9 protein-coding genes are annotated in these 12,352 nt (G+C 42.9%); 6 read left to right on the forward strand and 3 right to left on the reverse strand.

Annotated features, from left to right (window positions below; translation table 11 throughout):
* The first annotated feature begins 68 nt into the window (after positions 1 to 68).
* The 3 genes from ACX6CI_RS18425 (at position 69) to ACX6CI_RS18435 (ending at position 2,691) form a co-directional block, all read left to right on the forward strand.
* Positions 69 to 431 (forward strand): hypothetical protein, encoded by a 363-nt coding sequence (locus tag ACX6CI_RS18425; protein WP_458775125.1) that lies wholly within the window; start codon positions 69 to 71, stop codon positions 429 to 431.
* A 43-nt stretch (positions 432 to 474) separates the two neighbouring features.
* On the forward strand, positions 475 to 2,067 hold the full coding sequence (locus tag ACX6CI_RS18430; protein ID WP_458775126.1) for a cation:proton antiporter domain-containing protein: 1,593 nt from the start codon (positions 475 to 477) through the stop codon (positions 2,065 to 2,067).
* Positions 2,068 to 2,232: 165 nt separating this feature from the next.
* A complete protein-coding gene (locus tag ACX6CI_RS18435) occupies positions 2,233 to 2,691 on the forward strand; it encodes a hypothetical protein (protein ID WP_458775127.1) in 459 nt (152 codons plus the stop codon).
* 94 nt (positions 2,692 to 2,785) lie between these two features.
* On the opposite strand, the gene ACX6CI_RS18440 is transcribed toward ACX6CI_RS18435, so the two are convergent.
* On the reverse strand, positions 2,786 to 5,323 hold the full coding sequence (locus ACX6CI_RS18440) for a transporter substrate-binding domain-containing protein (RefSeq protein WP_458775128.1): 2,538 nt from the start codon (positions 5,321 to 5,323) through the stop codon (positions 2,786 to 2,788).
* A 692-nt stretch (positions 5,324 to 6,015) separates the two neighbouring features.
* On the opposite strand from ACX6CI_RS18440, the gene ACX6CI_RS18445 reads away from it, so the two are divergent.
* Entirely contained in the window at positions 6,016 to 6,951 is a 936-nt protein-coding gene (locus tag ACX6CI_RS18445; protein WP_458778487.1) for a nuclease-related domain-containing protein, read from the forward strand.
* Between the two features lie 77 nt (positions 6,952 to 7,028).
* Here ACX6CI_RS18445 and ACX6CI_RS18450 read toward each other — a convergent pair whose 3' ends face one another.
* Positions 7,029 to 8,528: a DHA2 family efflux MFS transporter permease subunit gene (locus ACX6CI_RS18450; RefSeq protein ID WP_458775129.1), complete on the reverse strand. Its 1,500-nt coding sequence runs from the start codon at positions 8,526 to 8,528 to the stop codon at positions 7,029 to 7,031.
* A gap of 354 nt (positions 8,529 to 8,882) precedes the next feature.
* On the opposite strand from ACX6CI_RS18450, the gene ACX6CI_RS18455 reads away from it, so the two are divergent.
* Positions 8,883 to 9,008 carry a hypothetical protein gene (locus tag ACX6CI_RS18455; RefSeq protein WP_458775130.1) on the forward strand — a complete coding sequence of 42 codons (126 nt, stop codon included), beginning with the start codon at positions 8,883 to 8,885 and terminating at the stop codon, positions 9,006 to 9,008.
* A gap of 136 nt (positions 9,009 to 9,144) precedes the next feature.
* Here ACX6CI_RS18455 and ACX6CI_RS18460 read toward each other — a convergent pair whose 3' ends face one another.
* Entirely contained in the window at positions 9,145 to 10,161 is a 1,017-nt protein-coding gene (locus ACX6CI_RS18460) for an alpha/beta hydrolase (RefSeq protein ID WP_458775131.1), read from the reverse strand.
* 230 nt (positions 10,162 to 10,391) lie between these two features.
* On the opposite strand from ACX6CI_RS18460, the gene ACX6CI_RS18465 reads away from it, so the two are divergent.
* Entirely contained in the window at positions 10,392 to 12,347 is a 1,956-nt protein-coding gene (locus tag ACX6CI_RS18465; protein WP_458775132.1) for an ABC transporter substrate-binding protein, read from the forward strand.
* The last annotated feature ends 5 nt before the right edge of the window (positions 12,348 to 12,352 follow it).

Raw genomic sequence — 12,352 nt, forward strand, 5'->3', positions numbered from 1 at the left:
GTGAGATCTAACTGACTGAAATTTTATTCCATTACGCGGACCAAAAACAATTTGAAGAGAAACTAACAATGAAAACCAGACTACCCAATGTTTTCATACTCTATTTGACTCTCATCCTCTTCCCAACGCTGCTCTTCGCCAAAACAGAACCCTTTCACATATCAGTTATCAAGGTGAACAAATCGTATTACACGAGCGACATGGCATTCTATACAGCCAGGTGCAACGTCCAAAACAATAGTGAGCAAGCAGGGAAATTTTACGTGAGGTTAATGGGCCTTGATCAGCAGGGCGTCAAGTTGCATACAATTCAATTGTCTGGCACTATCAAGAAGAGCGGTACAAAAGTCTTGCGGATGAAAAACCAGATGGATGCTAAGATCTACAAGAAAATCAAGAAATGGATGGTTGATGAGGCGGAGTTCTACTAACTCATAACGTTGTATTGAATCTTTATAAATAACGAATAACAATATGGACCCTCTTATTATCACCCTTGTATTTATCTTCGGTTATCTCGCCTACAGAGTGAACTTACCCCCCTTAATCGGGTATCTATTAGCGGGTTTTGCCCTCAGTGGTCTTGGCTATACAACAACGCCCATTTTAACAAACGTCGCTGATGTGGGTGTCACTATCCTGCTTTTCACCATTGGTCTCAAACTCAACCTTAAAGATCTGGTAAAACCCGAAGTCTGGGCCGGCGCATCACTGCACATGGTGCTCACTGTGGCCGTCATGGGCACTGTTATTTTTCTCTGTACCCATTTAGGCCTTTCCTTCTTTTTCGGCATGCAATTTGGCCCAGCTCTGATTGTTGCCTTTGGCCTCAGTTTTTCCAGTACTGTTTTTGCAGTAAAAGTGCTGGAAGAAAATGGTGGAATGAACTCGTTGAGTGGAAAAACCGCCATCGGTATCCTCATTATTCAGGACCTTATCGCTGTTATTTATCTCACTCTTGCCAGTGGCAAGGTTCCATCCCTCTGGGCCATTGCTGTTATTTGCGCTCTACCTTTTGCAAGAAGACTATTCCTCTATATGATGGATCAAGTTGGCCACAGTGAGGTACAGGTACTGTTCGGCCTGTTTTTAGCTCTAAGCGCAGGTGCTGCAAGTTTTGATATGGTAGGATTAAAGGCTGATCTTGGTGCCCTTATCATAGGTGTTTTAATTGCACCTCATCCAAGGGCAAAGGATATGGCCCAATCGCTACTGACCGTCAAAGATATTCTTCTGGTCGGCTTCTTTCTTAATATTGGACTCTCAGGTATCCCCACGTTGTCAGGATTTATTGCGGCCCTCATCCTCATATTAGTGCTACCTCTAAAAATGTTCATTTATTATGCCCTGTTCACCAGGTTTAAATTACGGGCTCGGACCGCGTTTGTCACAACGGTCAACCTCGCTAATTACAGCGAATTTGGTCTCATCGTCTGCTCCATGTCTGTAGCATCTGGCCAAATCGACCAGGAATGGCTGGTGGTTCTGGCCATCGCACTTGCTTTATCCTTTCTGCTGGTATCCCCTCTTGCTAAAAACGTTGATGTAATCTACGAAAAATTAAGCAGAGTCCTCCACTGGTTTGAAACAAAAGAGGAACACCCCGATGAAACACCATTTAAACAGGAATCATGGGATATCATCATAGTCGGAATGGGAAGAGTCGGTATAGGAGCCTACGACCATTTTCAAGAACGATTGGGTGGTAAAATTCTGGGAATTGATTTTGATACTGAAACAGTAATACAACAAACAGAACAAGGCCGAACCGTCCGCCAGGGTGACATTACAGACCCCGATTTTTGGCGCCGAATACCTCAGGCAGATACCCAGCTTAAACTGGTGGTACTTGCAATCCCTAACATTGACTCAAAACTCTATGTGGTCAATATGTTGAAAAAACGTAATTCAACAGCTGAAATCGCCGCCATAGCCCATTATGACGACGAAGTTGAAATCTTACATGATGCCGGTGTCGATAAGGCCTTTAATCTCTATGGCGAGGCGGGCCTTGGTCTTGCTTCCCATGCCTGTGATCTATTAAACATGGAATCATTACAACATTAACGAAATCAATAACACACACAAGGGGCACAATTACAAAGGCGATTACAAAGGCGATTACAAAGGCGATTACAAAAGCGAGATCAACCTGAATAGATCTATTGGTGGTTGTTCATTGAGATTTTGATTATTCAACTATTGTACATTTACTAATAAACTGTGACTATTATGAAAACCGTTGTGCTTCTATTTGTTGTTATGGCATGTTTCTCTCTATCGTCAGCTACAGCATCACCCATAGATGGGCACCAGCCTCTCGGAATATGCACCAAAGATATTAATCTATGGGGCCATCCCGGCAAATGTTCCTGCAAGGATGCTAAAATATATGACCCACGAGCAGGTTTATGCTTCAATGACAGTCGTAGCGATACTAAAGAGAAAATAATGGTACAAGGACCAATATTAACCGACATGGTTGCAATCGGAGGAGAAACAACCGGCTTTGTACTCAACACTCCTCAGAACGCTGCCTATGAGTTGATAGTAACAGTTGCTGATCAGAAGAAGTTGCAAACAATCGGTAATATATGGTTTGAAGTCACTGGTGATCTCATTAATATTATATCTGTAGAACATGGTCCACGACAAGCTATCATTGTTGAGACCCTCAGAGTTCTTGAGTAACAGTAAGGCAAGGACGATAACCCGTTCAATTGCATAGAGCAAAAATCGTTGATTTCAGCCATTCAGCCATTCAGCCATTCAGCCACTCAGCCACTCAGCCATTACTCTTATCTAAAACTTCCCGGACAGCAAGAAGCATGGCCCTCCGACTTATAGGTTTTGTCATGTATTTATCAATCCCCAGCTCGCTCGCCTGGTCTTCGGAAATTGTGGTGCTGTAACCAGTACATAAGATAATGGGGATATCAGCTCTTATTTCCCGTAGCTTTTGAGCCAATTCCGATCCCCGAAGATCTGGCATAGTCTGGTCGGTAATTACAAGGTCGAAATCGTCCGGAGAATTCTGAAATAACTCTAATGTTTTTAGACTGCTAAAGTGCGCAGTAACATGGTATCCTTCCCTTTCCAATATCATTTGGCACAAACTGACAACAGTTTCTTCGTCATCGACAAAAAGTATTCTCTCCGTTCCTTTTGGTATCGGCCCTTTTTCTTGTATTCCTGCCTCAATAGATTTCTCCCCTGCATAAACTGGAAAATAAACCTTAAAAGTAGTCCCTCTCCCCGGAGAACTGTCCACCTGAATATGACCACGACAATTCTGGACAATACCATGCACAACAGCCAGTCCCATACCACTCCCTTTATGGGCATCTCTGGTTGTAAAATAGGGCTCAAAAATTCGCTCAACCGTGGCCTTAGTCATTCCACACCCCGTATCACGAACTATCAATTCGACAAAGGTACCTGAGCGACTAACATCATCACCAACCACATCTGGCTGATGTAATTCCACCCTTCTTAAGCTCACCTCGATAGTACCCTGTTCGCTCTTCATTGCATGTAGAGCATTAGTACAAAGGTTTACTACTATCTGATGAATGTTCGTTGAATTTGCCAGAATCAAACCATTGTCTTCACTGATATCTTCAGATAATTCTATTGTCGTAGGTAGTGAAGCGCGCATGAGTTTTAGCGCCTCCTTTATTACTAAATGAGGCTCGATAGGATGATTTTTATCCAAATTCTTACGACTAAAGGTGAGGATTTGTTCAACGAGCCCCTTGGCCCTATGCCCGGCTGTAAGTACTTCATTTATATGACCTGCAGCATCATCTGATAAACTACTATCCATTTTTGCAAGCTCAGCATAACCAATAATAGCAACCAGAATATTATTAAAATCGTGGGCAATTCCTCCGGCCATTGTGCCCATGGCTTGCATTTTATGGGCCTGACGAAGCTCTTCTTCAAGGTTAACTCGCTTTGTGATATCCCTGTCGATTCCACGATATCCTCTAAACGTCCCCTCACTATCAATGATAGGAACCCCACTGGACTCTATAATGACATCTGTGCCGTTTCTATGTGTATTAACGTTTATAAGATTAGAAAATGGTTTCCTTTCATCTTTAAAACGATAAAATTCTTTGGCAATCTTTCCGGCTTCAGGGGAGGGCATTGGCTCGAAAGCTGACCGACCTATAAGTTCTTCAGGTGTATAGCCCAGAAGATCAACTATCCTGTCACTTGTATATGTGAAAATCTCATTTTCATCAAATTCCCAAATCAAATCGGTGGAATTTTTCGCCAGATCAAGAAACCTTTTCTCACTCTTTCTAAAGGCTTTTTCATACAGTTTCCGTTCTGCAATCTCCTTTTGAAGCGCTTCAGTCCTCTCCTGCACTTTGCGGTTCAACATACGGTTCCATAGAAGAAAACCAGCGACCAACACCGTTATAACCAGTAGGACACCAAGCAATACGATTTGAACTTCTTTGGTCGTGAGTCCTGATGCTGTTCCCAGATGAATCCATTTACGGTAGATGGTCTTTCGTTCTTCGTCCGTTATCTGTGCAATGCTTTTCTCAAGTATTGAGCTGAGTTCAGGCCAATCAGAACGCACAGCAAATCCTGAAATATTTGGAGGTTCGCTTTCACCGGCGAGTTTAAGGTTAGTGATTTTATCAAGCTCTATGTAAAAACTAGCTGTGGCTAAGTCCCCTACAAAAGCATCTGCAATTCCAAATGATACTTTTCTCAGAGCTGCTTTTAAATCAGCAACAAGATCTATCTCTATCTCAGGATATGTATTACGAATAAGATCCACATAGCCATAGCCGGAAACCATTACCACATGCATACCTTTGAGCATTTCAAGTGTCAGCTCTCGGGTAACCGTTTTCTTTACTATGATAACAGAAGGAATTTTTAAGTAGGGTTCAGGAAAGAGAAGATATTTTTCCCGCTGTGGCGTTTTAACAACGGCATTCAGCATATCCACTTGCCGCTGCTGGGCAAGCACCAGAACCTCATCCCAATTTTCACACTGAATTATTTCTATAGTAATACCTAATTTCTCAGCAATCAGCCTGGCATAGTCGGCTCCTATCCCCTGATAATTATTATTCTCGTCAAAGAACTCAATGGGCTTAAATTCTGGATCGGGTGCAAGCCGAATTACCGGATGCTGCTTAAGCCATGCCTGTTCCGCTGGTGTCAGTTCTACTGTTGGACCAGTCGTGCCAGCAAAGGCCGATCGGCCACTAAGAGATGATAGTGAAAAGATTACAAACCATAGGATAAATAAAGCGTCGACAATATTCACTCCTTTGATTTTCATTATTTTCATTTATATTCCTGGACACTTAAGATGGAAATCTGGTTACAACGTGTCGCCTCAATAATTATGAACCATCCTACATATATAATATTCAACTATAACTATATCAAAATGAGAGATATCTATCCAGCGTGATAGCTTACTGAATCGATACCACGTCTAGACACTTGATAAAATTGAGTAATCAACTTAGCGACCAGCATAGCCCAGGAGACTGTGAGCTATCTTAGTCTAACCTAACAAGCGGATTTTTTTAGTATCGCAGTCAGCTCTTCAACAGCTGGATCTTGCACACAGAAGTGAAATACATCGGTTCCCGATATGGGAAAATGTTCTTGGATATGTCATTATAATGCTCCTTTTATTAATTTCGTTGTCGAGGTACTACTCTTTGTAGAATTGCCCAAGGGCAACAGGAGATAGCGAAACAAGAAGACACACTTTTATTCGACACACACCAATTGGTTCGAATTAGTTCGAATAGGTTCGTATAAATTCATATTGGCGGGATTAGGACGCTCTAAGCGAATTTTTTTGAAAGTTTTTAAAATACGACAGAAGATTAAAGCCTTACTCTTGAACTACTGCAATAAAAATCAAGAAAAGAGGGAGCAGTTGCCATGACATCTTTTTTTACATATTTGTTGATCGGAGGACTATTTTTACTATTCATATTTCTCAAATCTTCAAAAGCTAAGGGTATGATCGGTGAGTTCAGAGTAAATCGGGCTCTGCAAAGGAATCTCGATACTACAAAATACTTCCTGATAAAAGACGTAACAATTTATGATGATAAAGGGACAACCCAGATAGATCACCTTGTTGTGTCACCATATGGAATATTTGTAATTGAGACCAAGAATCTAAAAGGGTGGATTTTTGGTTCACCACAGCAACAAAAATGGACTCAGTCCATCTATAAAAAGAAGTTTCATTTTCAGAATCCTGTTCATCAAAATTACAGACATATCAAAGCACTGGAATCTGCTCTAACCTTAGAATCCAAATTTTTACTACCTGTTATTGTTTTTGTTGGCAAATGTACATTGAAAACCGATATGCCGGACAACGTAGTCAGGGGGACCGGGGCTTTAATACGATATATACAATCAGTGGATCAAGTTCAAATATCTGACTCACAATTACCCATTTTAATAGAGCGTATTGAAGGCATACGTCTCAATCGAGGAAGTGCCACAGATAGACTACACGTTCAAAATTTACAAAATGAAGGTAGAGGGAAGAAAAATAGCCGAAATACGATTCGAAGAGTACCGAAAGCCATAGGTATACTGATTTTTACTTTTGTTATACTTTTAGTCCTTACTCACCTCAACATCCCACCAAAACAAGAAAATCACACAACTTCCCCTGGTCTACCATCGACAAATTTGGAAACAGTCCCAGCGACGTTATCAAAGCTCAATAAACACAGTATGGGAGAAGGTAATAGTCCTACGACGGCTATAAATAGAAAGCAGACCGCTTCTCTCTATGAAATTGAACTAAAATCCGGAGGCAGGCTGTATGCAAAAAACCTTGTTAAAACCGAAAAAACGGTAGCTTATGAGGACGGAAAAGGTTTAATCACCATACTTAGTCGCGCAGATATTGTAGAGATACGAAAGCTGCGATAACGACCTTGTACTATGAAAGCGAAACAGCTGTATTTTGCAGCTGATTACCATAGCAAGCATCTATTACTTCTCTGCAATCACCTATCTCCTTTTGGGAGCAGTAAAGACAGTCCAAGATTAATCACAGATACAGTAAAAACGATGACAAAAGCAAGATACACACCTTGTAAGACAGCGTCTTGCAGCACAAGCTCCATACCATCTGGAATCATCGCCTGAAATTCAGCCTGAAACAGGTTGGCTGTACTCTCTTTTAGCTTCTCAATTAATGCATCAGGTAAGCTCTGACCAGCAACAGCCAATTCTCCTATCAATCTATCCGTTACTACCCCTCCGCAGAGACCAACACCGATTGTGCCGCCCATGGTTCTTGAGAACTGATGAAATGAGGTTGCCGTCCCCAAGTCTTTCGGCTCTACGCTGTTCTGAACCACAAGTAGCGTCGTCAACGAAACAAATCCCATACCAAAACCGACAATTAAAAAGACTATAAAACACTCAACAATCCCGGTTGTCAGTGAAAACTGAAGCGTCATACCAGTACCGATAACGACCAGCACAGCACCAATCAATGTCGATCTCTTCTGACCGATTTTGTTCATATTTCTTCCAGCAATAAAGGATGAAACAGACCAGCCAATGCTCAGTGAGACCATGGCGTATCCAACCTGAAGCGGTGTTTGAGAAAGCGCCCCCTGGAGAAGTATTGGAGCGTAGGCAAAAAGGGAAAATATCGCAAAACTTGAAAAGAACACCAGCACATTACCAAGGGTATAGGCTGGAGATTTAAAGAAACTGAAATCAAGCACCGGATTCTCAGCCCGCACCTCGACCCTGTAGAACCAGATCCCCATTGTGATGGTTATGATAGCAGTCAGAATATACGGCACAGAGGTTATGGGCAATTCCCGTCCACCGGTTATGATAAGAGTCAAGAGCCCCAGTATAAACCCAGACAACAGGGTCGCACCCAAAATATCGAGATCCTTTCCGGGCGTCTTTTCACGGAATTCCTTAAAGTATACCGCTACACCAAATAAAGAGATCAGGCCCAGGGGAATATTGATAAAAAAGATCCATCTCCATGAGAACCAGGTGACAAGAAATCCACCCAATGTCGGCCCAACCAAGCTGGAAATACCCCAGACAACGCTTGCAAAGGAGATTGTTTTTGCTCTTTGCGCCGGCGAAGAGACTTCAGAGAGCACAACATACACAAGGGCAAAAATACCTCCACAACCAAGCCCCTGAAACACCCTTGTCACAACCAGAAATCCCATGGATTGTGAACAACCTGCAGCCATGGAGGCCAGAAGAAAAAGAGTGATGGAAAACAAGAACAGTATTCTGGAAGAATACATGTCTGATAGTTTGCCAAATATCGGTAGGGCCACAGCCCGGGCCATGAAATATGCTGTATAGGTCCAGGCGTACAAATGCAGTCCGCCAAGTTCTGCAATTATCGTTGGCATGGCCGCAGTCATAACCAGTGCATCCAGTGCGCCTAAAAAAAGCGCCAGCAGCACCGACCAGATAATCCAGTTCCTGCTGCTATCATCTACATCCGATACAGTCATCAATATGTCCTTTTTTCCATACCTCTAATACTATTTTTCGACACTACTGTTGATGGAGAAGACAGCAGTGTCGTTATGAACAGGGTGAGGAATCTACACGGGGACTATTGCAGTATTGGGGGAAAAATACAATAGAGCAAACATCTACTGCCATAATAGAGGCTACCGTATCCCTCTTGTGTGATATGAAATGAAGCAGGCTTGCGGGAAGCAAGTGACAGCTGAAACCTTTGTAAGATCCACGTCCCTCCTGTTGACAATGCCACAGAGTGGTATTACCCGTTTGAGGTATGGCAACAGATCGCAAGTATATAGCTGTTGCATTTTATTCACCCCCGTATGGAGGTAAGGAAAATGAAATTCCTCAAATCACTCATCTTCTCTATTGCTCTTGTCCTTTCTGTCGCCTCGATTGCGGTAGTACCCGCTATGAGTTGCCCCTATAGTGACGACAAAAAAGTGGAAAATTCTTCAACATAAACAATATTTATCAAAAATATGCTATGGATTGAGGGTTTCAGCCAGACCGGCTGGAACCCTTTTTTCGTCAAATCCCCCCCTGACTCCAGCGCACCTCCTCACCGAATCCTTAATATTTAATCGCCAGAGCAATAGATTATGATTTTTCAAAATATTGAAAGATCAGATCAAATGTCTGGGTTCGATAGGCTTCTATTTCGTTCGCAAGCTGATGTTTTGCACCGGGAATAATGTGAACCTCCAAATTCTCCACCTTGGTTTCCATAAACGGGAGATTATATTTCCACTTCACAATGGAATCGTTATCGCCCTGAATAACGCAGATGGAACCGGACCAGACCGGAGCACTCCTGATCTGCTTTTCCCATTGATACAGATCTCCAAGGTAGTCGTAGGATAGGGTAGAATTGTGCAGCGGATCCTTTTTCACAAAAGCCAAATAGTCATTATCGTTTGAATTCTTTTTGTCACGACGGCGGACCTGGTTGATAAAGGGGTTGGAAATAGCATAGCCAAATTTTCCCAAGCCCCAGTAGGTATGCCGAATCAGCGGAGCCAGAAAAACCATGCTCTCAAAAACATAAGGATCGAGATTATGCAGATATTCTATTGCAATAGAGCAACCGGTGCTGTGCGCAATGACATGCATAGGGTGGGGGAGCTTCGTATTGGACCGCTCCACAATATCAAAAAATTGCTCTGCGCAGAGATGAAACTGTCCTGTATCTGTGCGGTTCCCGGACGATAGACCGTGGCCCGGCAAGTCCCATGCAACTACGGCATAACCCCGGTTCAGGCTTTCCGCAATCAGTTTTGACAGGGTGCCGGTGTGATCAAAATATCCGTGAATCAGAAACAAGGTTCCGCGAGGATTTTCGGGCATAAATGCATGGGCTGCCAAGCTTGAGCCTTCTGATTTAACCGTGCCGAACCAGTGTTGCACATTCGTGAAGTTCAGGCCATAGAAATTAAAATAAGCTTCAATGTTTTCAGTTGGTTGGTACGGTTGGCTCAAGTCAATGGGCCGCATGTCGGCCTGGACCTGGCTGAGCGAATATCCCGACGTATCTGTATCTTCCGAACCACTTCTGAAATAGGTACACCCGGCAAGTACGGCGGACAGGGTGAAAAGGATAAATAAACGACTGAGCATTATTTCAATTCCTCCGGCTGATACAGGGTCAAACAGCCTATGGTTTTTTCAACAACCTATCTGCTTTTTTCCTTTTTTTCATTAATTTTCAATACACTTACGCGCGATGCTATACCATCCTTAACAAAAATATTTTGTAATTTACAGTGAGGAAATATTATGATTGAGATGAGTTAGGCAAATACAACGCTGTTTTCTCATATCATTTAGAAATGTGGAGTACGTATCTCATGAAGTACCTTAAGTCACTTCTGGCAAATGTTTCAACCAGCATGCTATTGGTCATACTTTTCACCACCTGTACTGTTGGCAGCGAAACTCCCGTATCTTCTGAACTCCATGATAAAAAAGTGTTCTGGGTTGATTCCTACGACCAGGGATATCCATGGAGTGATGGTATTGAGCTGGGAATAAAGAAAGCTCTGAACAAGAGTGGTGTTGAACTGCATGTACACCACATGGGAACGAAGAACAATAACAGCGCTGATTTTTGTATAAAAGCCGGAGCGGCTGCAAAAAAGGAACTTGATACGCTACAGCCGGATCTGGTGATTGCGACGGATGATAATGCCCAGCAATGTTTTGTTGTTCCCTACCTGAAAGGTACAGATACCCCGGTTGTATTTGGTGGGGTGAACTGGAGTGCAGATGAGTACGGCTATCCTACAGAGAATATTACCGGAATGGTAGAGATAGATCTGGTTGATGAACTGGTATCTCTTATGAAAGAGGACGCTGCAGGTAACCGGATCGGTTTTTTGAGCACCGATGTGCTAACCGCCAGGAAAGTGGGCCAGGAGTTGAATGCCCGTTTTTTTGACGGTGGTATGAAGCTTTATATGGTGAAAACTTTTGCTGAGTTTAAAGAGCGATTTTTACAAGCCCAGCAGGAAGTTGATATGCTGATACTCTACAACTATATGGGAATCAGTGACTGGGACAGTATTGCTGCTGAGAGTTTTCTAGCTCGAAACACCTCTATCCCCACCGGTGCTATGCTCGATTTCTTGAAGCAGTTCGCTGTTTACACCAACAGTAAATCACCAGAAGAGCAGGGAGAATACACAGGCAGAACGGCGTTGCGTATTCTCTCAGGAGTGAAGCCTACGGATATACCTGTTGCCAAAAACAAAAACTCAAAACTTACGGTAAACCTGAAAATTGCCAAAGCGGCAAATATTCTTTTCCCGCTCTCAGTTCTCAAAACTGCGGAAATATATGGTCGCGATATTTATGGAGAGCCACAAGTAATTAAGAATGAATCTGTTGCATATAGTGGCAAGAAGGTACTTTGGGTGGATTCCTACCATGAGGGATTTGCGTGGAGTGATGGTATTGGACTTGGGATACAGCAGGTTTTTGTGGACAAAGAGATTCAGTTCAAAACCGTTCATATGGATTCTAAACGGGAAAAATCACCTGAGCTTATTCGCCGGGCTGCGCTTGAAACGCTGGGAGTGATAGAAGCTTTTGAACCTGATGCCATAATAGCCTCAGACGATAATGCCCAGAAATATTTAGTAGTCCCGTATCTTCTGCAAAAGAAAATTCCTATCATCTTCTGTGGTGTGAATGATGATGCGACGATGTACGGTTACCCTCTGGAGAATGTAACTGGGATGCTTGAAGTTGAGCCAACTTATGCCTTGCTGGAATTGCTTGGTAAATATGCCAAAGGGAAAAAAGTTGGATATCTGAGTGGAAATACAGAAACAGAAGCGAAAACCATCGCCAACTACCAGCGGGATATTTTTAACGGGAAACTCCAGGTATATAAGGCGGAAAATTTTGAGGATTTTAAGCACTTCTTTTTGCGGGCTCAAGATGAAGTTGACATGATGATTCTCCCAAACCATGCAGGAATTGTGGATTGGCAGGACGATGCGGCTGAAGAGTTTATCCTGGAGCATGTCCGTGTCCCGACGGGCAGCTTTTCCGGTTATATGAATCGTTACGTGCTGTTCACCATGGCAAATTCCCCCATTGAGCAGGGGAAATATGCTGCAAATAGTGTGCTTCGAGTTTTTAACGGCGAAAAGATAAAAAATATGCCAATATCAGCCAATAAAACAGGGGACACGACGATTAACCTTAAAATGGCCGACGCTGCAAATCTTGTTTTACCCCTCTCTGCCTTCAAAGAGGCGAAGAGTGTGATTGGTCAGGACACATTCTACCAGCAATAACCATA

It is taken from the genome of Desulforhopalus glucosivorans (assembly GCF_054397165.1).